The 22,826-nt window shown below is 56.8% G+C and carries 26 protein-coding genes; 10 read left to right on the forward strand and 16 right to left on the reverse strand.

Annotated elements, in window-relative coordinates; translation table 11 throughout:
• Window positions 1-293: 293 nt before the first annotated feature.
• Window positions 294-758, forward strand: coding sequence for a hypothetical protein (locus DA915_RS12830; RefSeq protein WP_010974248.1), 465 nt, complete (start codon window positions 294-296; stop codon window positions 756-758).
• 219 nt (window positions 759-977) lie between these two features.
• Here the strand turns inward: DA915_RS12830 and DA915_RS12835 are convergent, their stop codons facing one another.
• The 5 genes from DA915_RS12835 to DA915_RS12855 all read right to left on the reverse strand — a co-directional run bounded on the left by DA915_RS12835 (window position 978) and on the right by DA915_RS12855 (window position 4,774).
• Entirely contained in the window at window positions 978-1,391 is a 414-nt protein-coding gene (locus DA915_RS12835; protein ID WP_107676004.1) for a nuclear transport factor 2 family protein, read from the reverse strand.
• Window positions 1,392-1,432: 41 nt separating this feature from the next.
• Window positions 1,433-2,182 carry an SDR family NAD(P)-dependent oxidoreductase gene (locus DA915_RS12840; protein WP_107676005.1) on the reverse strand — a complete coding sequence of 250 codons (750 nt, stop codon included), beginning with the start codon at window positions 2,180-2,182 and terminating at the stop codon, window positions 1,433-1,435.
• A gap of 151 nt (window positions 2,183-2,333) precedes the next feature.
• Window positions 2,334-3,395, reverse strand: coding sequence for an aldo/keto reductase (locus DA915_RS12845; RefSeq protein WP_107676006.1), 1,062 nt, complete (start codon window positions 3,393-3,395; stop codon window positions 2,334-2,336).
• A gap of 155 nt (window positions 3,396-3,550) precedes the next feature.
• Window positions 3,551-3,952, reverse strand: coding sequence for a nuclear transport factor 2 family protein (locus DA915_RS12850; protein ID WP_010974244.1), 402 nt, complete (start codon window positions 3,950-3,952; stop codon window positions 3,551-3,553).
• 405 nt (window positions 3,953-4,357) lie between these two features.
• Window positions 4,358-4,774: a hypothetical protein gene (locus DA915_RS12855; RefSeq protein ID WP_243017208.1), complete on the reverse strand. Its 417-nt coding sequence runs from the start codon at window positions 4,772-4,774 to the stop codon at window positions 4,358-4,360.
• Between the two features lie 73 nt (window positions 4,775-4,847).
• Between DA915_RS12855 and DA915_RS12860 the strand changes: the two genes are divergently transcribed.
• The gene (locus DA915_RS12860; RefSeq protein ID WP_107676008.1) at window positions 4,848-5,420 is read left to right on the forward strand and encodes a TetR/AcrR family transcriptional regulator; all 573 of its coding nucleotides are present in this window, start codon (window positions 4,848-4,850) and stop codon (window positions 5,418-5,420) included.
• 126 nt (window positions 5,421-5,546) lie between these two features.
• Here the strand turns inward: DA915_RS12860 and DA915_RS12865 are convergent, their stop codons facing one another.
• Window positions 5,547-6,446: a LysR family transcriptional regulator gene (locus DA915_RS12865; RefSeq protein ID WP_107676009.1), complete on the reverse strand. Its 900-nt coding sequence runs from the start codon at window positions 6,444-6,446 to the stop codon at window positions 5,547-5,549.
• 195 nt (window positions 6,447-6,641) lie between these two features.
• Between DA915_RS12865 and DA915_RS12870 the strand changes: the two genes are divergently transcribed.
• Window positions 6,642-7,601, forward strand: coding sequence for a zinc-binding alcohol dehydrogenase family protein (locus tag DA915_RS12870; RefSeq protein ID WP_107676010.1), 960 nt, complete (start codon window positions 6,642-6,644; stop codon window positions 7,599-7,601).
• A 104-nt stretch (window positions 7,602-7,705) separates the two neighbouring features.
• On the opposite strand, the gene DA915_RS12875 is transcribed toward DA915_RS12870, so the two are convergent.
• Window positions 7,706-8,041: an AraC family transcriptional regulator gene (locus DA915_RS12875; protein WP_192886483.1), complete on the reverse strand. Its 336-nt coding sequence runs from the start codon at window positions 8,039-8,041 to the stop codon at window positions 7,706-7,708.
• Window positions 8,042-8,236: 195 nt separating this feature from the next.
• On the opposite strand from DA915_RS12875, the gene DA915_RS12880 reads away from it, so the two are divergent.
• The 5 genes from DA915_RS12880 to DA915_RS28905 all read left to right on the forward strand — a co-directional run bounded on the left by DA915_RS12880 (window position 8,237) and on the right by DA915_RS28905 (window position 11,486).
• Window positions 8,237-9,307: an aldo/keto reductase gene (locus DA915_RS12880; RefSeq protein WP_107676011.1), complete on the forward strand. Its 1,071-nt coding sequence runs from the start codon at window positions 8,237-8,239 to the stop codon at window positions 9,305-9,307.
• Window positions 9,308-9,311: 4 nt separating this feature from the next.
• The gene (locus DA915_RS12885) at window positions 9,312-9,848 is read left to right on the forward strand and encodes a nuclear transport factor 2 family protein (protein WP_107676012.1); all 537 of its coding nucleotides are present in this window, start codon (window positions 9,312-9,314) and stop codon (window positions 9,846-9,848) included.
• A gap of 5 nt (window positions 9,849-9,853) precedes the next feature.
• A complete protein-coding gene (locus DA915_RS12890) occupies window positions 9,854-10,231 on the forward strand; it encodes an Atu4866 domain-containing protein (protein WP_244600704.1) in 378 nt (125 codons plus the stop codon).
• Between the two features lie 169 nt (window positions 10,232-10,400).
• Window positions 10,401-11,282 carry an SDR family oxidoreductase gene (locus DA915_RS12895; protein ID WP_010974235.1) on the forward strand — a complete coding sequence of 294 codons (882 nt, stop codon included), beginning with the start codon at window positions 10,401-10,403 and terminating at the stop codon, window positions 11,280-11,282.
• Between the two features lie 60 nt (window positions 11,283-11,342).
• Window positions 11,343-11,486: a hypothetical protein gene (locus DA915_RS28905; protein WP_162691344.1), complete on the forward strand. Its 144-nt coding sequence runs from the start codon at window positions 11,343-11,345 to the stop codon at window positions 11,484-11,486.
• 14 nt (window positions 11,487-11,500) lie between these two features.
• Here DA915_RS28905 and DA915_RS12900 read toward each other — a convergent pair whose 3' ends face one another.
• Window positions 11,501-11,953, reverse strand: a complete 453-nt coding sequence (locus DA915_RS12900) for a MarR family winged helix-turn-helix transcriptional regulator (RefSeq protein WP_010974234.1) — start codon at window positions 11,951-11,953, stop codon at window positions 11,501-11,503.
• A 128-nt stretch (window positions 11,954-12,081) separates the two neighbouring features.
• Here DA915_RS12900 and DA915_RS12905 point away from each other — a divergent pair, with 128 nt between their 5' ends.
• Window positions 12,082-12,903 carry an alpha/beta fold hydrolase gene (locus DA915_RS12905; protein ID WP_107676013.1) on the forward strand — a complete coding sequence of 274 codons (822 nt, stop codon included), beginning with the start codon at window positions 12,082-12,084 and terminating at the stop codon, window positions 12,901-12,903.
• A 67-nt stretch (window positions 12,904-12,970) separates the two neighbouring features.
• Window positions 12,971-13,738, forward strand: a complete 768-nt coding sequence (locus DA915_RS12910) for an alpha/beta fold hydrolase (protein ID WP_107676014.1) — start codon at window positions 12,971-12,973, stop codon at window positions 13,736-13,738.
• Window positions 13,739-14,340: 602 nt separating this feature from the next.
• On the opposite strand, the gene DA915_RS12915 is transcribed toward DA915_RS12910, so the two are convergent.
• From DA915_RS12915 to DA915_RS12950, 8 genes are all read right to left on the reverse strand, one after another.
• Window positions 14,341-16,290, reverse strand: coding sequence for a MacB family efflux pump subunit (locus DA915_RS12915; protein WP_107676015.1), 1,950 nt, complete (start codon window positions 16,288-16,290; stop codon window positions 14,341-14,343).
• A gap of 8 nt (window positions 16,291-16,298) precedes the next feature.
• Window positions 16,299-17,492, reverse strand: a complete 1,194-nt coding sequence (locus DA915_RS12920; protein ID WP_107676016.1) for an efflux RND transporter periplasmic adaptor subunit — start codon at window positions 17,490-17,492, stop codon at window positions 16,299-16,301.
• Between the two features lie 246 nt (window positions 17,493-17,738).
• Window positions 17,739-19,088 (reverse strand): HAMP domain-containing sensor histidine kinase, encoded by a 1,350-nt coding sequence (locus tag DA915_RS12925; RefSeq protein WP_107676017.1) that lies wholly within the window; start codon window positions 19,086-19,088, stop codon window positions 17,739-17,741.
• Between the two features lies 1 nt (window position 19,089).
• The gene (locus DA915_RS12930; protein WP_107676018.1) at window positions 19,090-19,764 is read right to left on the reverse strand and encodes a response regulator transcription factor; all 675 of its coding nucleotides are present in this window, start codon (window positions 19,762-19,764) and stop codon (window positions 19,090-19,092) included.
• Window positions 19,765-19,959: 195 nt separating this feature from the next.
• Window positions 19,960-20,244, reverse strand: a complete 285-nt coding sequence (locus tag DA915_RS12935; protein WP_107676019.1) for a YMGG-like glycine zipper-containing protein — start codon at window positions 20,242-20,244, stop codon at window positions 19,960-19,962.
• Window positions 20,245-20,672: 428 nt separating this feature from the next.
• The gene (locus DA915_RS12940; RefSeq protein WP_107676020.1) at window positions 20,673-21,665 is read right to left on the reverse strand and encodes a type VI immunity family protein; all 993 of its coding nucleotides are present in this window, start codon (window positions 21,663-21,665) and stop codon (window positions 20,673-20,675) included.
• Between the two features lie 9 nt (window positions 21,666-21,674).
• On the reverse strand, window positions 21,675-22,304 hold the full coding sequence (locus DA915_RS12945) for a type VI immunity family protein (RefSeq protein ID WP_192886484.1): 630 nt from the start codon (window positions 22,302-22,304) through the stop codon (window positions 21,675-21,677).
• Window positions 22,305-22,318: 14 nt separating this feature from the next.
• Window positions 22,319-22,826, reverse strand: a 508-nt coding sequence (locus DA915_RS12950) for a type VI immunity family protein (RefSeq protein WP_153064534.1), incomplete at its 5' end; no start/stop codon positions are given.

Here is a 22,826-nt window from a genome sequence, read left to right on the forward strand (position 1 = left end):
AGCAAGCATATCGGACATTAAAGGAGTCAGGGGTCTCCCACCCAGAAATCCTCCATTTCCCGATAGAAGCACCAATCTCGTCACCGTTTTCCCCCTGGATCGACCAGAACACGAAAGTTGCAGCTTCAGACAATTCGGCAAGGATAACGGAATATCCGTCTACCGCTAAATCGCATTCCCGGCACATCTTTTTTTCTGCCAGCTCGAACGCAAAGACCGTTTGTCCACGGACAGGGGGCACGGCCGATTAACGATGAGTACCTGCAAGATCGTCAAATAGAAAGGAAACGCCAATGCAGCCGACAGATTTGCAAGTGAGCCAGCAGGTTTCCCGGCTCATGCCACTGTCAAGTGGTTCCCAAACCGCAAACCGAACCGAACTTCCGGAAACAATTCGGGAATTCTTTCTGCTACTAAACAACCGTCAAATTGACGCGCTTCCACAGCTTCTCGCCCCCGGCGCTCTGATCGTTGACGGTAAAGGTCGAGGAGACACCAACGCGTCTCCCCGCGAGAGGCTGAACGACACGCTTTCCTTTTTGCGTTCGCCGGTTGTCGTGCTTAGATCTGAGCCATTGTTCGAAGGTTGCCGCGTTACGGTCGTATCACCGTCCGGCAGCGACCTTCGATATTACAAGCTGAACTTCCAGATGATCTCCGGAAAGATTGTGCTTTTGAAAATCCTGCCAGCAAAACCAGACGCTTATGACTTTCCGACATCTGCCCAAGTGGCCATCGTCAATGTTTCGTCGCAGTGAACCGCTAATGGGAAAAAGTGTCCAATCGCGAGTGACCTGACTTCCGGCTGTGTCCCGGTACACGCTCGCTTGCTCCGCCGTGGGCAACCGCGATCACATGAAACCTGACGCGAGAGGACGACTTGGCGATGGAGTTCAGTGTGACCTCTTTGCGTACTTCCAGTCCCGGCGCGGAAGAGGGTCGCTTTTCTCTTCCGCGTGGACCACATTAATTGCCTGCTAAGACGGCTGAAATGCTCTCCAGAGCGCGTATGAATCCTCAATAAAGTTGTAGGCGCTCACTTTGCCATCTCTCACCGAGCAGATTGCCGCGAAGTCGCTAACAAAATCTTTGCCTGTGCCACGAATGCGATGCTTGAAATTGCCGATGATCACGACCTTGTCGCCGCTTTCAAAGGTACGCTCCACTTGAAAATCGAGCGGCTCGAAATTGACAGGAAATAGCGCCATCCAATCGCGCACCTGATCCCGTCCGTGCCTGAGGCCGATGGTGGGCACATCACTGGCCCCTTGAACCTTCCATACAACATCCTCAGTCAGGCATTGAAGGGTCTTTTCGACATCCTTCTTGAAGAACGTCTCGAGATAATGCTGGACGACCTGTGTGGGTGTCATCTCGGTATAAGTTGTCATCTGGTATCTCCTTGCAGGATTAGTTGCGCATTAAGGGGTGATTAGCGATGGCCACCGGCGAGGATGAAAAATTCGCCAGTCGTCCAGCTCGATTCGTCCGATGCGAGGAAAATCGCTGCAGGTATAATGTCCTCAGGAACGCCGAGACGCTTGAGCGGCGTCTGCGCCGTGATCATGGGGCCGAAGTCAGAGTGGAGAAAGCCTCCGGCCTGCACGCCGTCAGTGTCGACCACGCCGGGCTTGATTGCGTTGACACGAATCTTGCGGGGGGCGAGCTCGTTTGACAACGCGCGCGTCAAACCGTCGATTGCACCTTTGCTTGCCGTATAGACCGATGCGTTTTCTGGGCCGAAAATCGTTACCGTCGAGGACATGTTCACAATGCTGCCGCCCTCCGCCATGTATTTCACAGCTTCTTTGACCGCGAGCAGGTAGCCAAAGACATTAAGCTCCATATGCTTGCGGAACAGATCGATAGACAGGTTTTCCAGCGGCTGGAAGTCATAGACACCGGCGTTGTTGACCAGGATGTCAAGGCGGCCGAAAGCTGCGTTTGTTGCCGCAAACAGCTCTTCAACTTCCGCGGGCTCACTCATGTCGGCCTTCACGGCGATGGCTGTGCCACCAGCGTCGATGATCTCCTCAACAACTGCTTCGGCCGCAGACTTGCTTGACGAGTAGTTTACTACGACTGATGCACCCTCTGCGGCGAAACTTCGCGCAATTGCCGCGCCAAGTCCTTTGGAAGCGCCGGTGATGACAGCGATTTTACCTTGCAATCGATTGCTCATGTTTCTTTCCTTGAGGCTCGTTGGCCCATTGGTTTCATGCTTGGCGTCATGCGTAATTTTCGCCAGCGCTTATGCAAAAGAGGCGTAACCGCGTATGTCTGTCTTGGTGCAAGAGACGCCTATTCGGCGTCTCTCGTTTGGATCGACAGAATCAAGAGGTCTGAGAGGTCTTGCCTGACCACAGATCCACAGGCCCCAACCGGTCAGCGCCCTGCGTCGCGAGCATCCAACCTGGATACTCGGGCGGCAGCTCGCTTACAGCATCCAGCCGCGCAACTTCGTCGTCACTCAGCACGATGCCGACCGCGGCCATATTATCTTCGAGCTGGCTAAGCCGTTTTGCTCCGACAATGACCGATGTCACGATCGGCTTGGCGAGGAGCCAGGCCAGCGCTATTCGTGCCGGGCTGCAACCGTGCGCCTCTGCTATGGGCTTCAGGACGTCGATGACGTTCCAGGCCCGCTCCTTGTCGACAATCGGGAAATCAAAAGAGGAGCGGCGCGAGCCTTCCGGAGACTGATTTGCGCGGCTGAATCTCCCAGATAGCAGCCCGCCAGCAAGCGGGCTCCAGACAAGCAAGCCCATCTTTTCTGCATCGAGCAATGGCTTGAGTTCCCGTTCAAGGTCTCGACCCGCAATCGAGTAATATGCCTGGAGTGTATTGAATCGTTCCAGCCCGAGGCGGGCAGAAACGCCAAGAGCCGTCGCAATGCGCCACGCCTGCCAGTTGGATACGCCGACGTAACGTACCTTGCCCTGTCGAACCAGATCATCAAGCGCACGCAGAGTTTCCTCGACAGGAGTGAGGGTGTCGGTTGCGTGGATTTGGTACAAATCAATGTGATCGGTCTGCAGGCGCTTCAAACTGGCTTCAACAGCGTCCATGATATGTCCGCGCGATGCGCCGACGTCGTTTCGGCCTGAACCCATCCGACTATAGACCTTCGTTGCCAACACGATCTCGTTTCGGGCAATACCGAGGTTCTTGAACGATTGTCCGAGCGTTCGCTCGCTCGCACCGGCTGAATAGACGTCGGCGGTGTCGAAGAAGTTGATCCCGGCGTCGATGCTGGCTTTGACCAATTCGTCCGCCCCGGTCTGGCCGACATCGCCGATATGCTCGTAGATGCCCGTGCCGTCGCTGAACGTCATGGTTCCGAGGCAAAGTTGTGAGACAAGAAGTCCGGTGTTTCCAAGTGTCTTGTATTTCATGTCAGTCGCTCCTGAAGACGCAAGCTTGCGTACGAGCCGAAGATCTCGGTTCGCTGTCGCTTGCTGATGGTAGATTGATGGTCCGGGGCCTCGCTAAGTGGTGAGACGAATGCTCATGGAGAGCCCCAGCAAACGCCTCAGGTGCCAGGCTGAATCTATTGGCCCGGCGCCCCGAAGATTTCGTTGATGTGCAGCGAGTCGGTAAATTCCCGACCGCTCGCGATCTTGCCGTCGCGGAAGTGAAGAAGAAAATGGTAGTTGTTTCGATAGTGCCGGCCGTCCTTCATCGGCAGATCACCCTTCGCGACGACCGCGAGCCTGTCTTCTTCCCCGGTGACCTCGTGGTACTCCATCTTCAGAGGGCCCGCGGCGTCATCCAGAAGTCGGGGTAAGTTCTCGAGGTAAGGGCGCTTCGCATGCGTGCCGGAAAACTTATTGCCTGGCATGATCCACCACGTCATATCGTCCGTGCTGAGGTTCGACATGGTTTCAGTGTCGCAGCGCCCCAGTGCGTCCAGAAATGCTTTGGCGATTCTCTCTTTCTGCTCTCTACTCATGGCGTGTCTCCTTCTTAGCCATTTGTTGTTTGATGTTGGTAAAATGAGGTCGTTTCCTCGAGAAGAAAACGCAAAAGAATGACGGACCGAATTCCAATTTTGGAAAACCTTATTATGTGCGGGTTCAGGGCCGATGTGATGCCATCGGGCAGGTTTAGCCGGTCCTCGTAGATCTGCGAGACAAACGCGCAAGCGTTTCCAGCCGGTACCCAATATCGATCAGCAACACGTTGGAGAGGGCTTGCTCACTGGCACACCAGTTCAATCAACGGCTCGGTAAGCTACGGAAGGTGGCCCCGCATCTTCGAAACCATTGCTCCAAACGCTTACCGCACGTCTCTACCGAGCATGCACCTGATGCAAATTCGGCGAGTATACCGGGAAGCTTGCGATTTTCGTCGGGACTTACATCACTGACCTGGTCGCGACGAACCGCCAGCCCGCGACGGAAGCTTCGCGATGAGGTTCAGCTTGCAACGCGTATTCCGGTGTGTCGATTATTGAGCACAGGTCCGCGAAGCTGTCGTAGCGGACGATGACGATGTCGTCCCATACCTCGCTCTCTTTTGGAAGCAATGTCATCAATTGGGAGCCAGCGTAGATAAGCTCCGTTGAAATATTGAGCGCCGTCGCGATCTGCTGGAAGGCCGAGGCATAACCCTCATAGTATGCGGATCGAGACGTTGTCTTCACATGTTCGAACCCGTCGGAATATAGCGGACGGTCTCTGAAGCGGAGGAAGTTGATCATGACAACCGGCCCACCGCCTAACCGCTTAGCAGCGTCGGCAAGTGTTTCAGGAGAGAGAGCTTCAAGTTCCATTTTTTGACTTTCTGACACTTTATGTTGATATGTCAGAGATTGACACTTTTCGTCTTTTTGTCAAGTTAGGGGAATGGAGAAGTTTTCAAATAAAGAAGAACGGGTCCTGACCGCTGCGGAAGATGTGTTCGTCCGGTACGGATTCGCGCGCACGACGATGGGCGACATCGCAAAAGCGGCTGCCATTTCCCGTCCGGCGCTCTATTTAATATTTCCAGACAAAGAGGCAATCTTCACCCGTGTGATCGAGATGATGGACGCCAGATCCCTGGACCTGATCCAGAATGAGGTCGATCAGATCGCGGCTATTGATCAGAAGCTGCTACACGCCTGTACTATTTGGGGTCTGCATGGAGTGGAACTCGCTACCGCATATCCCGACGCTGCCGATCTATTCGATTTCCAATTTCCGGCCGTTCGTCAAGTTTACGAACGGTTTCAGCAGTTTCTCGTTCGAATATTGGAAAAAGGAACGGCTTCTTGGGAATTGCCGGTGTCACGTGCAGACTTTGCGACGACGCTCACCTATGGTCTACGAGGCCTTCGATACGCAGCGACTGACGTTAATCACATGAGGCACCTCATTGAAGTTCACGTAACCGTGTACGGACTGACCCTTACGCGAACGGACGCTTCAATCGGCTGAGAAAACGATGACGTCAAATCCACGTATGCTGCTCAACCACACGTGCGTGCCTTCGTTTAAATCGACTTCAAGATTGCACAACTGCGGTACCGGTTTTCATTGCGTTCAGGCAATGACAATAGGATTCTAAGTCATTCCCTCCTTTTTGAAATGCTCGATGAGTGCGCGAAACGCTGGCGAAGTTCTGCGTCGGCTCGGATAATAAAGGCTGAAACCTGGAAGGTCCGTTAGCCAATCTGTGAGAACCTCCCGGAGATTGCCGGCTTCAAGATCGGAGGCCACTTGCGAGCGAAGCAGAAAGCCAATACCGAGCCCGTCCATTACGGCTGATCGGATCGCCGCTCCGTCGTCGAGGATCAACGCTGGGTCTCCCTTGTATTCAAACTTCTGACTACCCTTTGCCAGCGGCCACCGGAATAGCCGTGACGAGCTCAGATAGCGATATAATATGCATCGGTGACCAGCCAGATGTTCCGGAGCCAAGGGAATTGGGTAGTTCTCAAAGTAAGATGCAGAGCCAGCAATCACGATAGGGGTAGACGCCGTCAAGGGAAGCGCCACCATATCTTTATCGATGAGCGTACCGAAACGGATCCCACCGTCAAACCCTTCTGTGACGATGTCATCCAGTCTCTCACTCGTAGAGATTTCGAACACGACATCGGGGTAGCGCTGACAAAAGCTTGGCAGCATTGGCCGAACGATGCTTTCAAAGGCGACCGGGATCATCGTCAGCCGAACGACGCCTGCGATCGTCTCCCTTGCTTCCTGTAAACGCAGGAGCTCTTCCCGGAGATCGCGCAGTGCCGGACCGAGTATCTCCAATAGGCGTAACCCTGAGCCGGTTGGAGCCACGCTTCTCGTGGTTCTTGCAAGCAGAGCAACCCCGATTTTCCGTTCGAGTTGGCTAATCGTGTAGCTCAAAGTGGACTGCTTCACACCAAGTTCGGATGCCGCATCGGTGAAGCTCTGGTGTCGCGCAACCACTTCGAAGACTGCTAAATCGCGGAGGATATACCGGTCCATTTATCGATCCTATCTATAGAGCTTCTTGAGGCGCAGTATCTTATCAATATGCGGATGGACGTCTATGCTTCTTCGACATCAAGTTTTGTCGACAGCCTGCAAGGGATGGATCGTGCCTCTAAACAGGTGAGTTGTGAACGAGGGCGCGATTTGCCGCCGCACAGGCCCAGCGATAATTAAAAAGGAAAAGAAGGCATGAAGGCAGCCGTTTACGATCAAGCAGGACCTCCGGATGTTTTGACGTACAGGGACGTCGCCGACCCGATTGTGGGTCCGGATGATGTCCTCATCGCAGTGGAAGCCATTTCGATTGAAGGAGGAGACTTGATCAATCGTCGATCCACGCCGCCTCCTGGCCGCCCGTGGATAGTCGGCTATGCAGCATCTGGGCGCGTCGTGGGGGCCGGTGCGAACGTGAGGGACCGCAAAGTCGGAGACAGGGTTACTGCCTTTGACATGCAGGGTTCGCACGCCGAACTCTGGGCCGTGCCAGCGATCCGAACGTGGCTTTTGCCATCCGGCGTGGATGCAGCGTCGGCTGCCGCTTTGCCGATATCGTTTGGTACTGCCCACCATTGTCTTTTTGCCAGAGGTGGCCTTCTGCGCAACCAGACGGTTCTTGTACAGGCAGCGGCGGGTGGAGTTGGCCTCGCCGCAGTTCAGCTCGCGGCTCAAGCCGGCGCAACCGTCATCGCCGTCTCAAGTGGAGAAAGCCGGCTGCAAAGGATATCCTCCCTTGGGGCTGATCACGTTGTCGATCGGTCGATGGGGAACGTTGTCGAGGCTGTCAGACAGAACACGGGAGGCAAAGGAGTCGATCTCGTGATTGATCCTGTCGGTGTCACCTTGTCCGCTTCTCTGACTCTCCTGGCACCAGAAGGACGTCTTGTGTTTGTGGGAAACGCTGGGGGCGGAAGCCTGACCATCGATCTGTGGCCAGCCATGCAGTCAAATCAGACTTTGCTCGGAGTTTTCATGGGCCCGCTATTAGAGAGACCTCAGGTTCGTGCGACGGTAGATGAGATGCTTCAAATACTCGATCGTCGCGAAATCCGTGTGATGATCGAAAAGACGTTTCCGCTCTCGGAAGCGGCAGCCGCTCATGATTTTGCAGAAAATGCGAAACCGCTTGGCCGGGTGATTATGGAGCCGTGAATGCGGCTCATACCCGCTAGGGCGGCGGCCTGCTCAATCGGATAAGCCTCCCGGAAATGCGTCCCGATCCAAAGGATGGCGCGGGCAATCTGGCTGAGACGCTGTCAGCCTGCGCCATTTGGTGGGGCGTAGTTCCGCTGCCCCCCCGTCAGAAGGCGATAAAGGATTTCCCGAGTTGTCAAAGGTGCAAGCTCCTCAATGTCATCTGGTGTTTCCAGAAGTCTGGCAAGCCGAATCGAAGTATCGAGCAGTGGAGGTGTAACGCGGTTGAGCGCAATCCCTACCGGCATTCCCTTGGTGTTGGGACTTTTGGGGGCAGCGGATTGCGCGGCCGCGTCGAGATCGAGCTGAAGGCAAAGATAAGACCTCTCCACAATCGCTTCGATGACCGATCCCACGATTGGCAAATCGACCGACGCATCAGATAGCCTGACGGTCACAGATGAAGGATCTCGCGCCCAGCACGGCCCGTTTGCAACGATACAAAAGCGTAGGCTCTTAGATGACGGGGATCGGTATCATTCGGATGATCGTACAAGAAACCCGGACAAACATTCTACCTCCGACGTAGCGTATCCGTTCATATGGGACGGCAAGAAACAGCGACACGTTAGCCTCGATCGGAGACAGCTTTCATGCCAAAGACCATTTCGCTAGACCAATATCGTCTGCTCGGCCGCTCCGGCCTGCGCGTATCACCCCTATCTCTCGGCACGATGACCTTCGGGTCGGAGTGGGGCTGGGGCGCCGATGAAGGCGAGGCTCGCCGCATTTTTGACGCTTACGTCGACCGTGGCGGGAATTTCATCGATACCTCGGTCAATTACACCGATGGTGCGTCCGAGAGGATTCTCGGCGGCTTCGTCAAGGACAAGCGTGAGCGCGTGGTTCTCTCAACCAAGTTCACGATGGCGCGCGACGCACAAAACATCAATTCGGGCGGCAACCATCGTCTCAACCTCATGCGGTCAGTGGAAACCAGCCTTCGTCAACTCGACACCGACCGTATCGATCTTCTCTATCTGCATGCCTGGGACTTTACGACAACACCCGAAGAGGTCATGCGCGCACTGGATGATCTCGTTAGCGCCGGCAAGGTTCTTTACGTTGGCATCTGCAATACGCCGGCCTGGCGCGTGGCGCAGATGCAGACGCTGGCCGATCTGCGCGGTTGGTCACCGTTCGTGGCGCTCCAGATCGAGTATAGCCTCGTGGAGCGAACGGTGGAGTTTGAACTCATGCCGATGGCACACGAGTTGGGGCTTGGCGTGCTGCCTTGGTCGCCTCTAGGCGGCGGCATCCTGACGGGAAAGTACAGCCGCGCCGACCTGTCTGACGAAAACGACGCCAATGTCGCGCCGACACGAAAAGGTGTGATCGCCTCGACCGGCCACCTCAACGAGCGCTCACTTGAGATTGCTGACGTGGTGGGGACGGTAGCGGAAGAGCTTGGCGCGTCGCGTTCGCAGGTCGCGCTTGCCTGGACGCTGCTCAACCCGGCCGTAACCTCGCCTATCGTGGGAGCACGCACCCTTGGACAGGTGGAAGACAATTTCGGTGCGCTGGAAATCATGTTTAGCGACAAACAGATCGACTTGCTGAACCGGTCCAGCGCCTTGCCGCCGATCTTCCCAGAGCGCTTCATCGGCCGCCCGATGGGCCAGCAACTCATCTTCGGCACGAACAAGGTAGTAGACAGGAGATAATGTCATGCTGAGCATAGATTTCGCCAGTCGCTCGCGCTGGACTTTCTTGAAAACTCTTCTGGCTTGCGCTGTGGTGCTGCCGATGTCCATCGCGCATGGACAGGAAACGCCCTTGCAGGAGGCGCCACGCGACCGCAACAGGGCGATCATTGGAGCCGCCTTCGATCGCTGGGCCGCCGGCGGGTCCGACTTCTTCAATGAGGTTCTGGCGCAAGATGTTGTCTGGACAATAGAGGGCACAGGGCCGAATGCTGGAACTTACCGCGGTCAAGACGACTTGATTGAGCGAGCTGTTCGTCCCCTCGCGACGCGCCTGACCAAGCCCATCCGGCCAGTCTCAACGCGTATCTGGGCCGATGGCGATCACGTCATCGTCAATTGGGAAGGCGAAGCCGTCGCTCGTGACGGCAAGCCCTATTCCAACACTTATGTGTGGATACTCCGCATGGACGGAGAAAGGGCGACTGAGGTGACTGCGTTCCTTGACCTCGTTGCCTATGAGGATGTGCTGCGCCGTATTCCACATTCCGAATTGCGGTGATCACGATGACCAAAGCAAAGCTATTCGGCTGCGGTTTGCTCGAATCGGTGATCCTCACTGTCCCGCTCCTCGCTATGGAAATGCCAAACGAGGCGGACGCCGGGCGTATAATCTCAACCTCGAGAAATGAAAGGACAGGCACTATGCAACATCCCTATGTCGGCATTTGGGTAACGGCTGACGGGCGCATCCGCCAGGAACTATTGCCAAACGGGCGCTACGATGAAGCGCGCGGCAACCGCAAAAGCGCATATCAGGGCCGCTATGAGGTCCGGGGCGCCCACATCAATTATTGGGACGATACCGGTTTTACCGCTGACGGAGATTTTGTAAGTGCGAACGAACTACATCACGGTGGAATGACATTCTACCGCGAAAAGTAAAAGTGACGCTTCGGAATCTCACATAGTTGCCGCAAGAGTCAGGCACAGCCGTCGTCAATCATCTTCCAGCTCGAAACAGGTACTGATTTCGGTCGCGAAAGCGGTACGGGTGCGCATTTTGTTCAACACGTTTGCGAGCTTCCCTTCAACAAAACCAAGGAGAAATGTTATGAAGACCGTTCTTATATCAGGCTCCGGATCGGGTATGGGCCTTTTGACCGCGCAAACGCTTATCCGGCAAGGCTATGCGGTCTACGCCGGGGTACGTGATCCTCACGGGAGAAGTGCCGGGCGGCGAGAAGCCCTTGAACGTTACGCGACCGAACATGGTGGCTATGTCCGTGTCATCGACATGGACATTCATAGCGAAGAATCTTGCCAGGCAGCCGTTGATCAGTTGGTCGCCGATCACGGACACCTCGACGTCGTCATTCACAATGCCGCTCATCTGTTCATCGGCGTATTTGAAGGCTTCACACCGGACCAGTTGACCGACTGTCTCAACACCAATGTCGTCGGTGCTCACCGGCTAAACCGTGCCGCAATTCCGCAGATGCGCAAACAGGGGAACGGTGTTCTCCTCTACGTTGGCAGCACCATTTCCCGCATCGTGACACCCTTTGTCGGGCCGTACATCGCCGGGAAATATGCGCTGGACGCGTTGGCAGAGGTGACCGCCTATGAAATCAATCGCTTCGGCATCGAGACCGTGATCGTAATGCCGGGCATTTTCCCGGATGGGACGGCGCATTTCGAATCCGCTGTCCATCCAGGCGATGACGACGCGGTCGAGGGATATGAGAAATTCAAGGCCGACTTCGACAATATCGGGCCTGGTTTGCGTGCTCTTCTTCGAGGAGCCGATGCACCCATCCAAGGCGTTGCCGACGAGATCGCACGTGTGTTGGCGCTCCCGAAAGGCGATAAGCCAATGCGCACGATCATCGATTACTCGGACTATGGCACTCCTGTAATCAACGCGGTGGTTGAAACGCAAACTGCACGCGTGTTCCAAATGATGGGTTATGAGCATCTGCTCAAGGTGTCGTAGCTGGCGGGCACGTCGCTTCATGCTGCCCTCACGGTTCACATGGGGCGTGGGGGCAGCGCTATGATGATCGGGTCGCACAGATCTACGGTGAAGCAGTTGCGCCGTGAGGGCGCCGAACTCTGGACGGTCCAGGCCAAGGCGGCCGTCACGGATGTGGAACTCTGGTTGCGGTCGATCCTCAGCCACGAGATGATCGAGCGCTAGCATTGCAGCGGCCCTTATGACTTGATCTTATCCCTTATGGCGTCGAGTGACGCTTTGACCGATTGAACTGTCTCGGCATCCAATCCGACGGCTTCCTCAATGCAGCGCCCGACATCCGAAGCGCTAGTCCGGAGATCATCCCCTTTTTGCGTCAGGTGAATAAGAACCTCGCGTTCATCCCTTGGATTGCGGCTTCGGGTGATCAGCCCCGCCGCATCCAGTCTCTTGAGGAGCGGTGTCAGAGTGCTGGAATCCAGGAACAGTGTCTTCCCTAGTTCCTTCACGGTCTGGCCGTCGCGATGCCACAGAGTCAGCATCACCAGATACTGCGGGTAAGTTAGGCTCAATTTGTCGAGCAGTGACCTGTAGAGCTGCGTGAAGGCGTGGCTCGCCGAGTAGAGTGAAAAGCACAGCAATCCGGTCACGTCTGCGCGGGTATCCGGGGCGTCAATCCGTTTGTCAGTCATGGCAATCTCCTTTGCTTAAAAATAATTTGTACGCGATTAGATTGCAAGCGATTGACAGCAGCTAAATGAGTGGACATATATATCGCGCACAAACAAATTGCGAACAATCAAATTTCCAGGAGAGCAACATGTCGATATTCATCACCACCGATGGCGCGCGCCTCTTCTATAAGGACTGGGGTGCAGGACAGCCGATCCTCTTTTCCCATGGCTGGCCGCTGTCTTCGGACGCTTGGGACCAGCAGATGCTGTTCTTCAGCCAGAATGGTTTCAGGGTCATTGCTCATGACCGTCGTAGCCATGGCCGCTCGGATCAGACTTTCGACGGCAATCATATGGACCAGTATGCCGACGACCTGGCTGAACTGATCGAGACGCTTGACCTGACCGACCTGATCTTGGTCGGCCATTCTACCGGTGGCGGCGAAGTCGCGCGCTATATCGGCCGTCATGGCACCCAACGCGTTTCTAAGGTGGTTCTGGTGGGTGCAGTCCCGCCGCTGATGCTGAAGACTGCCGAGAACCCGAATGGCACACCGATGGAGGTCTTCGACGGCATCCGGGAAAGCACCGCAAAGAACCGTTCGCAGTTCTTCTTCGATCTCACGGTCTCCTTCTATGGCTTCAATCGGGAGGGTGTCGCCCCCAATGATGGCTTGCGGGAGAACTTTCGCCGTATTGGCCTGCAAGGCGGGATCAAGGGCCAGTATGATTGTATCCGCGAGTTCTCCGAGGTGGACTACACGCAGGATTTGAAGAGCATCGACCGGCCCACGCTGATCATTCACGGCGATGAGGACCAGATCGTGCCGATCAACGCTTCAGCCCACCGTGCGGCCGAAATCGCCTCAAATGCCACGCTGACGATCTATGCAGGCGGCTCTCACGGGCTGGCAGAGACCGAGGCCGATCGTTTCAACGCCGACGTGCTTGCATTCATCCGCAGCTGAAAATCCGCAGCTTTACCGAACAAATTCCCTATCAACATCACCCTCAAGACTGAGAGAAGGAAATATCATGTCCAAGTTTGTTACAAGCCTTGCTGTCGTCGGCGCCCTGGTCTCCGGTAGTGCATCTGCCCAACCTGCCAAGCCGACCGTCGTTCTCGTTCATGGAGCCTTTGCCGACTCTTCGAGCTGGAATGGCGTCACCAGAATCCTGCAGAAGGATGGCTATCATGTTGTTGCCGCCGCCAATCCCTTGCGCAGCGTCTCGTCCGACGCAGCCTATGTCTCGGACATCGTCGCCAGCATCGAAGGTCCTGTCGTCCTTGTCGGCCATTCCTATGGTGGTCAGGTGATCACGACCGCCGCCAATGACAGGGATAACGTCAAGTCACTCGTCTACGTGGCGGCCTTTGCACCGGATGAAGGAGAGGCGGCTGCCGATCTTGCCGGCAAGTTTCCAGGTGGCACGCTTGGCGAGGCCCTTGCGGCTCCGGTCAAGCTGTCCGACGGCGCTACCGACCTGTCCATCGATCAGGAGAAGTTCCACAAGCAGTTTGCACATGATGTCAGCGTTGATGACGCTGCACTCATGGCAGCCGGTCAACGGCCAATCACTGAGGCGGCGCTGACAGAGAAGTCAGGCAAGCCGGCTTGGAAGGCGCTACCCTCCTACTTCATCTATGGCGATGGTGATAAGAATATCCCGGCTCAGGCATTGGGCTTCATGGCTGAACGAGCAGGTTCGAAACGCACGGTCGTCGTGGAAGGCGCCTCTCACGTGGTCATGGTCTCGCAGCCAGAGGCAGTCGCCGAGCTCATTGAAGAAGCGGCACAGTAATCGTCCCGTCAAGCAGGCCGGTCGTCTGAAGCGACCGGCCATTTTCGATATCGTTTGCCTGCAAAAAGGGGCGTCTAACGGGCTTCGATTCTTACCCGTTCGACTGCGAGGCGTAGGCGATTTTGCGCCCAAAAGGGGACTCAGGTCGATGCGACAGATTGGTTAGCCTCCCAGCGATATACCCCAGCCCTGTATCTGCTGACTTTCAGGTCCTGGCTCGCTGGCAATGGGCGCAGGTCGCGAGATGCAGCCTTGTCGGCATCAGTCTCGTGACACTACGCCCGATTCAATAGTAACGATCGAGCCGCAACGTGAACAGGCTTGCCAGGCAGCTTTCGACCTCATTGCCGCCATTATCTTCCCGCAGCCGGGTGCCTTAGAGCTGACATGACAAACATGGTTACGCCAATTGAGTCAGCCTGTCTGAAGATACGGCGGGTCCATAAGGACCGCGAATGCCGCACCCTTGAGATTGCATTTAAAAGCGCTCAACACCGGATTGCCATGCTAGAGTTGGTCTGCCCCTCCAGTCTGCCCTTCGCGATCATATCTCCATTGGACACGAATCGTTGCATCGCAACCAAGCAGACGTATGCGGGTCATCAGTCGCGCGCCAAGGCTTCGATCGGGTCCAGCTTTGCCGCATTGCGGGCGGGAAGGAAGCCGAAGACGATTCCGATCAGGGTCGAGCAGGCGAAGGCCACCATGATGGAGCCGGAAGAGAAGATCATTTTGAAGTCGGGGCTCAGCAAATTGAAAAGAGCGCTGATCCCGAGGGCGAGCATCACTCCCATGAAGCCGCCGACAAGGCAGACCATGACGGCCTCGATCAGGAACTGGGAAAGGATGTCGCTGCGGCGCGCGCCGACAGCCACACGAACGCCGATCTCCTTGGTACGTTCGGTCACGGACACCAGCATGATATTCATCACGCCGATGCCGCCGACAATCAGCGAGATCACGGCGACTGACGAAATCAGCAGCGTCAGGGTTTGCGTGGTGGTCTCGATAGTCTCGCGAATGGTCGCCGAGTTGGTGAGGAAGAAGTCTTTCGCGCCATGCCGACGTTCGAGAAGGCGCGAAACCGCGGCCTCGACATTGCCCGGATCGACATCGTCTCTGATACGGACCGTTATGCCGTCGACGTTCGGACGACCCAGCATGCGGCCCATGACGGTTGTGTAAGGCGCATAAACGGTCAACGTATCAACCGCCGGGCCGAAGGAGTTTTCCCGTTTCGTCACACCCACAACCCTCGCCGGCATTGTGCCCAGAAGGATGACCTGTCCCACCGGGTTTACCCGGTCTGGAAACAGGTCTCGCGCGGCGTTTGCATCGATCACCACATTCTGGCTGTAAGCGGTAACGTCCTGGGCGTCGAACAGTTGTCCATACGCCAACTCAAGGCCCCGTACACGAAAGAAGTCGGCGCCAACTCCGGAGACTGACACATTGACGGCCACGGCGGCGCGCTTGACGGTTACGCTCGTCGTGACGGTTGGTGTCACGCTGTCGACATAGGGCTGGTTCACCAGCGCTTCGGCGTCGGCGGGAACCAGCGTCCGTATCTTGCCCGCTTCCAGGTCGCCAAAGCCTTTACCGGCCCGCACCTCGATCGTGTTGGTGCCGAGCGAACTGATACTACTCAGGATTTGTTGCTGCGAACCGGCTCCCAGTGCCGAGATTGCCGCTACCGAGGCGATACCGATGATGATACCGAGCATGGTCAGAAGCGAGCGCATCTTGTGCGCCCATATTGCCGCGCCCGCCATACGAAAGGCCTCAGTCATCCGGTCAATTGCGCCACGCCAGCCAGCGCCCGGCGCGTGTTCGCGGATGGGCCGAGCCGTCGCGGCGGATTTGGATATATTGCGCTCGTCGGAAATGATTACGCCGTCGCTGATCTCCACAACCCGATCCGCGTGTTCGGCGATCTTCTTGTCGTGAGTGACGAGAATGATGGTGTGCCCCTCGGCGTGAAGCTCGCGCAGGATCTTCATGACTTCGGCGCCACTGTGGGTATCCAGCGCTCCGGTCGGTTCGTCGGCCAGAATTATCTCGCCGCCATTCATCAGGGCGCGGGCGATCGACACACGCTGCTGCTGGCCGCCCGAAAGCTTGCCCGGGATATTGCCCGTCCGGTCGGCCAGGCCCAGCCGGGTCAACAAGGAGATCGCTCGCTTGTGCCGGTCGGATCGGCTGCGTCCGGCATAGATGGCCGGCACCTCGACGTTGCTGGCCGCGCTGAGATCGCCAAGCAGATGATAGCGCTGAAAGATGAAACCAAAACGCTCACGGCGTAGTGCCGCGAGTTCATCCACGGACATCTTCGAGGTCTCGCGTCCTTCGATCCAGTAGCTGCCGTCCGTCGGACGATCGAGGCAACCAAGGATGTTCATCAGCGTCGACTTACCGGAGCCAGAAGCACCGATGATGGCCATCATCTCGCCGGCCTCGATGTCGAGGTCGACGTCTTTCAGCACCTGCACCATCTCGTCGCCTGCGGGGAAAGCGCGGGATACCCCACGTACGCGGATCAGTGGTTCCGTCATGGCGCGCCCTACCGCTTCGCCGCGGCCAGTTGAGCCTGGCCATTCGTGCGTTCGTCCGTGGATGCTCCCAGGACGATGGTCTCGCCTGCCTGAAGACCGCTAAGGATCTGGATGTCCGCGCCGTTGTCGATACCGACCTGGACCTCCCGGATCTGGACCTCGCCCACCGCGTCCAGTATGCGGACACGCGCCGTATCGCCGGCCCGGGACGCCCCTTCCACTGCGCTGAGCGGGACAAGCACGACGCCGCTGACGCGGCTCAGAACGATGGACACCTGCGCGGTCATGGAGGGCCGCAGAACCCCGTCCTCATTCGCCACGTCGATCAGCCCGGTGTAATAGACAGCGCCGTTGGTTGAGCCAATCCGGCTCGCGGCGGCGCTGCTCTCGTTGGCGATGGAGGCTGGGGCCGGTTCCACCTGTCGCAACTCCCCATCGAAACGGCGCTTCGGATCGCCAAGAATGCTGAACCAGACCGGCAGGCCCCGCCGTACACGCACGACGTCAGCCTCGGAGATATCCGCGCGCACCGTCATTGTATCCAATCGCGCGATCATGACGATGGTCGGCGCAGTCTGCAGGGCATTCACGGTTTGACCTTCGTCAGTGACGATCGCCACTACTGTGCCGGCTATTGGGGCAGTGATGCGCGTATAATCCAGTTCTATACCCGCAGACTCCAGCCCGACCTGCGCCTGGGCGACCTGAGCGTCCAGCGATTGAACCTCAGCCCGCGCGGTGTCTCGCATCGCAACCGCGGCGTCATACTGGGCGCGCGGCGTGGAACCACCTGCCAGCAGGTCACGCTCGCGCTCGAAATCCTTCTCGGCTTTCACCAGACCGGCGCTGCGCGCAGCGTGAACGGCGCGGATGTTGGCCAAAGCGGCCTTGCGGTCCCGCAAGGTGTTGCGCCGGGTCTGGGAATCGATCTCGGCCACCAACTGGCCAGCCTCGACGATGTCACCGATCTTGACAACCAGATGCTCAATGCGACCCGAGGCCTGGGCACCGACACGCACCAGCTCGAGCGGTTCGAGAACCCCGGTCGCCAGCACCACCTCTTCAAGGTCACCCGTCCGCGCCTGCGCGGTCACCAGTTCAAGCTTCGCCGGCGGACGCAGAAACAGCAGCCCGACACCCAGCAGACCGACAAGGGTTGCCGCCGCCAGGATCAAACGCTTGCGGGTAATGTGTCGTGTCATTTAGTCGTGGTCCATGCTATTGAAATTTGCGGGCTTTCTCTGTCACGAGAGTTACCTGAAAATTACGGGGAGCCGTCGTCGTGCCTGATCCGTTTGGTACGCGTTGTAGAATCAACCGATCGGCAAAGTGTTTGCAATGTGGGGGGGCGTGCCAGAGATTGCCCGCCAGACATCAAGCGATCGCGGCCGTGCTCAGCCAACGTCGACGGATGAAAACGCCTTGACCTGTTGGCGCAGGCGACGAACCTACCGCTGCTGGAAAACGCGCTTCTCGCGCCAGCGTACGGCAAATGTGCTGCCCTTGCCTGGAGTGGACGAAAGCTCAACGTAGCCGCCGTGACGGGTGACGATCTCGTTGACCATGCTGAGCCCCAGACCCGCACCTGAGCCGTGAGGGCTGACCCGGTAGAACGGTTCGAATATGCGCGACTGCTTATCGCCGGCAATTCCGCAGCCCTGATCGGCGACAGTCACGCTGCCGTCAGCCTCGATACTGACCGATATCTGTCCTCTTCCGCCTCCGTACTGGACTGCATTACGGACCAGATTGATGAATGCACGCTCCAGAGCTTCGGCATCCCCGGGAACGAACAGGTTTTCGGCATCGCTATCGAACGAAATCTCGTAACCTTCGGCAATCGCCAGGGGAGCAAGGTCGGCAACCACCTTCGACACAACGCTGTTGAGATCGACAGGTGCATTCTGCTGGGGCTTCTGCCGGTACTTCTCGGTGTCGAGAAGCTGGTTCGCGATTGCTGTAAGTCGCTTGATGGCCGTCTGCAGGTGTGTCTTGTCCGCACCTGGTGAAAGTGTATCGATTCTCACCTGCAGGACAGCAATCGGCGTTCGAAGTTCATGGGCCGCGTTGACGAAGAAGCGCTGCGTCGCCTCGAAGCCGCTATCGAGACGACGCAGCGCCCTGTTGATATCGCGCACCAGGCGAAGCACCTCATTGGGCAAGCCCCGCTCTTCCACCAGGGCGCCACGTGTGTCGAGGTCGATCCTGTCGAGACGCCTGGTCAGATCGCTGAAGGACCGCAAAGCCCAGCGTGTGACAAACGGAACGCCAATCAGGGAAATGGCGACAAGGATCAGCGCCGGCACGCCGATGGCAAGGTTCCCCAACAGCACGGTCACACCATATTGGGACATCGAAACACCGCCAGCAAAAATCGTTGCCTCACCGGCCTCTGTGTCGAAACGCTCCATGCGCGCGACACTCAGCGGATCATTCAGATCACCATGGAGCTCGACACTTCTGAACGTCCGCAAGAATGGCATTTTGTCGGCAATTTTCCCGGGAGGCGCTCTGTGTGCAAGGACAATATCTTTGCCCAAGTCTGCCACGAACCACAGATCAGGCGCTTCCTCCATAATCTCTTTAAGCTTGGCCGTCGGCACCAGATGGGGCCGGCCATTCGGCTCGAGACGGACCGAGTCTGCGATTTCCTGAGACAGCCAGATGGACGTGATCGCCACATCCGGCTTGATGCCAGAAAGGAGATATAAAACCAGGCTGAGCGACGCGATGACCGCGCAGAGCTGCAGGACAATAAAACCAAAAGTGAATCGCCAGCGAAGGGATGTGCTGGTCATCCTATTTCTGCTCATGAAGGTAGTAGCCTATGCCACGAATATTCTTGATAACAATGTCGGCCTCCGCTTCGCCAAGCTTTCGGCGCAGGCGAGACATATTGGATTCCAGTGAGTTCGACTGGATCTCGTCGTCAAAGGAATAGACCTGCCCCTCAAGGGACGAGCGCAACACGGTACGACCACGGTTTCTCAGCAGAGTTTCGATGATGAGCAGTTCCCTGCGAGTGAGCGCAAGCCGGACGCCGTTGACATGCACATCGCATGAAACACGATCATAGGTGACGTTTCCTGCCGACAGGACGAATGGGCCGGCTGTCGGCACCCGCCTCAGCACAGCGCTCATTCTGGCAATAAGCTCGGGAATTTCGAAGGGCTTCGGCAAATAGTCATCGGCGCCGTCATTGAGGCCGGAAATTCGCTCGTCGGTCGACCTCAGAGCGGAGATGATGATCGATCGCGTATTTGAACCCGTGCGGTGCAAATCGGCGAGGAAGGTACTGCCATCGCCATCCGGCAGTTGCCGGTCGATAAGGACAATATCGTAATCCGCCATGGCTATTGCTTCCCGCGCCGTCGCCAGATCTCCAACAGCGTCAAGCACGATGCCATGCTGCGAGAGGGCCGTCCTCAAGGCATCCGTCATTTCCGGATCGTCTTCGATAAGTAAAAGCTTCATATTGGCCTGATCGTGCAAGTCCCGGACAGCTGTTCTCCAGAATTCTAACAGCAAATTTATATGTATGTTTCAGATAAACTCGACTGCCATGACCGACTGGCCGCGAATCGGCAGTCCAGATGTCCGGCACCGGGGAACCGAAACCTGCCCGGTATCCAGCTGGCTTTTAGCCCCCCCGTCGCCAGGGCCAGCTCCTTATCGGCAGCGGCCGTAGTTATCCCGATATCTGCAACCGTAGTCGCGCCGGTCCCGATGTTCCCAGCGATCGCCGCGGTTCCTGTCGTTTCGTTCACTGATGTTCCCAATGACCGCCCCTCCCGCACCACCCGCCGCGGCTCCCACTGCAGCACCTTCCCAGGTGCCGCTTGCCAGCCCGCCGATGATTGCGCCACTGGCCGCACCAATACCGGCGCCCTTTTCCGTCTGGCTGCACGCAGTCAGCGTCAAGCAAACGAGTACGCCTGAAATGATCTTTTTCATGTCTGTCCTTTCGATCCATCGCCGCTACGGCCGCCCGTCGACCGTTGAGACGCACCAAGGTGCAGACGTATGGCCATCGAAAATTACGTGGAAGTTACGTAGAACCGTCGGCGTCGATACCGGTCGAAAGTGCAAATTCGTGTAGGATGCGCGTCTTCGCGATAAGTCATTCTCAGGCAACTCCGCTCGCCTAATCGATAGGGCATGCTCTTGGCGACATCCCTGGTTGTGAGGCGCGCGAGAAGACGAACGGCCCCAGCGGGTCGCCGCGATCCAGCGTCTTTCAACCGCCTTCTTCCGCAGCACGCTTTATCACGACGATCCCGCATTTTCCAAAACGGTCGCGACGCAATCGGCTGCGCCGGAAGGCAGCGTCGAGACGAAATGATGGTAATAAGTTTCGTTTAACTTCGCGAGGCTGGGCGAACTTAACGTTCACCATCGTCAAATCGATGTGTCCACCATTGCGTATACTCCATCTCATCGACATCGTAGGGAGCCCGTAGATAGGGATAGTCCCAGTTCTCGTAGCGCAGAGGCTTGAGGAAATCATTGACCGCGCGATAGGCCGTCGGCACCCGCCCCTTGATCAAGTCGCCAAGCACAGGCCGTTCACCCGCCTGGAAAACGACGCCCCCCTCATAGGGATGGAGGACGACCTCGTCTCCCAGCATTTCTCTCGCCTTTCCAAGACCACCGATGCGCGCCAGCAGTTCATCGTTAACGGCTGTCAGCCAATTCACGTCACGGATCACATCGGTGCGGTGTAATATTTCCAGAGTAAAATTGCTGCCATCTTCGTAAAGCAGGCCAGGAAACCGCCGGAACAGAGGATATGCTTTTTCAGTCGCACCCGCGGCATAGGAATAGAAAAAAAGCGACATCCCCGAAACAGCATAAAAAACCCGGAGATCACGGCAGGCGTCAACGAATAAACGAACCACGCCAGTTGGGTCGCGTGATAATTCCGATAGCCGTGTCTGATACATCAAGCGCCCGTTGCCGCCGCGATAGCCGGCGCTTGGAAGAAGGACAGTAAAGTAGTCATGGACCGGATCGGTCGAACGCGGCGCCTGTTTTGGCATATGCCTGATATAGAAGCTCGCAGTCTTCCCCTCATCAAAATATTCATCTTGTGACAGATTTTGCGCAACGTCTTCCCGTGAAGAGATGCGACGTACTCGCTCGTTAAAGGACAACAAATTTGTGTTGCCTTCCGCAAGGTCGTAGTAACGTAGCGCCAGATCGAGCATGGCTTGGCGTGTACGCCGTGTTTCACCAACCCCAAAATAGAACCCGGCCGTCAGCCCGAATAACCATTGAATGGCATTACCGGGCAGCAGGCCGATTTCGTCAAGCTTCCCTAGTTCGCCACGCTCTTCGAGGATCGCCATTGTGGCGAGGAGTTCGCTTATATCCAAAACGCCATCCTAGCGCTCGCCACCATCAAACCGGTGTGTCCACCATTCGGTGTACTCCATCTTATCGACATCACATGGCGCTCTAAGATAGGCGCGCTCCCAGTTCTCGTAACGCAGGGGCTTGAGGAAATCGTTGACTGCACGATATGCTGCGGGCACCCTCCCCTTGTTCAGATCGCCGAACACAGGCCGTTCGCCAACCTGGAAAACAACGCCATTGCCACCGCGATAACCGGCGCCGGGAAGAAGGGCAGTGAAGTAGTCGTGGACCGGATCGGTCGAACGCAACGCCTGTTTTGGCATATGCCTTATGTAGAAACTCGCCGTCTCCCTTTCGTCGTCATATTCCCTCTGCGACAGATATTCCTCAATATGTTTTCCTGCTGAAATGCGGCGTGTCCGCTCATTAAACGATAATAAATTGGTATTGCTCTCTACGAGATCGTAGTAACGCAGTGCCAAGCCGAGCATAGATTGGCGTATTTGACGTGTTTCTCCGTCGGCAAAATAGAACCCGGACGTCAGTCCAAACAGCCATTGGATGACATTGCCGGGCGGCGATCCAATTTCGTCCAGTTTTTCGAGTTCACCCCGCTCCTCAAGGATCGCCATCGTGGTGATGAGTTCGCTTAAGTTCACGAGGCTGAGCAACCTTAACGTTCACCATCGTCAAATCGACTTGTCCACCATTGCGTATACTCCATCTCATCGACATCGTAGGGTGCTCGAAGATAGGGATAATCCCATGCCTCGTAACGCAGGGGCTTGAGAAAATCGTTGACCGCGCGGTACGCTGCGGGCACCTGCCCCTTGTTCAAGTCGCCAAGCACCGGCCGTTCACCCGCCTGGAAAACGACGCCCCCCTCGTAAGGATGGAGGACGATTTCGTCTGCGAGCACTTCTCTCGCCTTCTCAAGACCACCGACGCGCGCCAGCAGTTCATCGTTGACGGCTGTCAACCAATTGACGTCACGGATCACATCGGTGCGCTGCGAAATGATTAACCCAAAACGGATGCCGTCCTCATAGAGAAGGCCGGGAAATCTGCGGAACAATGGATAGGCTCTTTCGGTTGCGCCTGCCGCATAGGAATAGAAGAAAAGCGACATCCCCGAAACGGCATAAAAGACCTGAAGGTCACGGCAGGCGTCAACGAAGAAA

Source organism: Agrobacterium sp. LAD9, assembly GCF_003031125.1.
Classification (GTDB): domain Bacteria; phylum Pseudomonadota; class Alphaproteobacteria; order Rhizobiales; family Rhizobiaceae; genus Agrobacterium; species Agrobacterium radiobacter.

What these genes read in the sequence shown, in the direction of transcription:
- DA915_RS12830 (WP_010974248.1), top strand. Translation starts at nt 294, where the DNA reads ATGCAGCCGACAGATTTGCAAGTGAGCCAGCAGGTTTCCCGGCTCATG.
- DA915_RS12835 (WP_107676004.1), bottom strand. Translation starts at nt 1,391, where the DNA reads ATGACAACTTATACCGAGATGACACCCACACAGGTCGTCCAGCATTAT.
- DA915_RS12840 (WP_107676005.1), bottom strand. Translation starts at nt 2,182, where the DNA reads ATGAGCAATCGATTGCAAGGTAAAATCGCTGTCATCACCGGCGCTTCC.
- DA915_RS12845 (WP_107676006.1), bottom strand. Translation starts at nt 3,395, where the DNA reads ATGAAATACAAGACACTTGGAAACACCGGACTTCTTGTCTCACAACTT.
- DA915_RS12850 (WP_010974244.1), bottom strand. Translation starts at nt 3,952, where the DNA reads ATGAGTAGAGAGCAGAAAGAGAGAATCGCCAAAGCATTTCTGGACGCA.
- DA915_RS12855 (WP_243017208.1), bottom strand. Translation starts at nt 4,774, where the DNA reads ATGGAACTTGAAGCTCTCTCTCCTGAAACACTTGCCGACGCTGCTAAG.
- DA915_RS12860 (WP_107676008.1), top strand. Translation starts at nt 4,848, where the DNA reads ATGGAGAAGTTTTCAAATAAAGAAGAACGGGTCCTGACCGCTGCGGAA.
- DA915_RS12865 (WP_107676009.1), bottom strand. Translation starts at nt 6,446, where the DNA reads ATGGACCGGTATATCCTCCGCGATTTAGCAGTCTTCGAAGTGGTTGCG.
- DA915_RS12870 (WP_107676010.1), top strand. Translation starts at nt 6,642, where the DNA reads ATGAAGGCAGCCGTTTACGATCAAGCAGGACCTCCGGATGTTTTGACG.
- DA915_RS12880 (WP_107676011.1), top strand. Translation starts at nt 8,237, where the DNA reads ATGCCAAAGACCATTTCGCTAGACCAATATCGTCTGCTCGGCCGCTCC.
- DA915_RS12885 (WP_107676012.1), top strand. Translation starts at nt 9,312, where the DNA reads ATGCTGAGCATAGATTTCGCCAGTCGCTCGCGCTGGACTTTCTTGAAA.
- DA915_RS12890 (WP_244600704.1), top strand. Translation starts at nt 9,854, where the DNA reads ATGACCAAAGCAAAGCTATTCGGCTGCGGTTTGCTCGAATCGGTGATC.
- DA915_RS12895 (WP_010974235.1), top strand. Translation starts at nt 10,401, where the DNA reads ATGAAGACCGTTCTTATATCAGGCTCCGGATCGGGTATGGGCCTTTTG.
- DA915_RS28905 (WP_162691344.1), top strand. Translation starts at nt 11,343, where the DNA reads ATGATGATCGGGTCGCACAGATCTACGGTGAAGCAGTTGCGCCGTGAG.
- DA915_RS12900 (WP_010974234.1), bottom strand. Translation starts at nt 11,953, where the DNA reads ATGACTGACAAACGGATTGACGCCCCGGATACCCGCGCAGACGTGACC.
- DA915_RS12905 (WP_107676013.1), top strand. Translation starts at nt 12,082, where the DNA reads ATGTCGATATTCATCACCACCGATGGCGCGCGCCTCTTCTATAAGGAC.
- DA915_RS12910 (WP_107676014.1), top strand. Translation starts at nt 12,971, where the DNA reads ATGTCCAAGTTTGTTACAAGCCTTGCTGTCGTCGGCGCCCTGGTCTCC.
- DA915_RS12915 (WP_107676015.1), bottom strand. Translation starts at nt 16,290, where the DNA reads ATGACGGAACCACTGATCCGCGTACGTGGGGTATCCCGCGCTTTCCCC.
- DA915_RS12920 (WP_107676016.1), bottom strand. Translation starts at nt 17,492, where the DNA reads ATGACACGACACATTACCCGCAAGCGTTTGATCCTGGCGGCGGCAACC.
- DA915_RS12925 (WP_107676017.1), bottom strand. Translation starts at nt 19,088, where the DNA reads ATGACCAGCACATCCCTTCGCTGGCGATTCACTTTTGGTTTTATTGTC.
- DA915_RS12930 (WP_107676018.1), bottom strand. Translation starts at nt 19,764, where the DNA reads ATGAAGCTTTTACTTATCGAAGACGATCCGGAAATGACGGATGCCTTG.
- DA915_RS12935 (WP_107676019.1), bottom strand. Translation starts at nt 20,244, where the DNA reads ATGAAAAAGATCATTTCAGGCGTACTCGTTTGCTTGACGCTGACTGCG.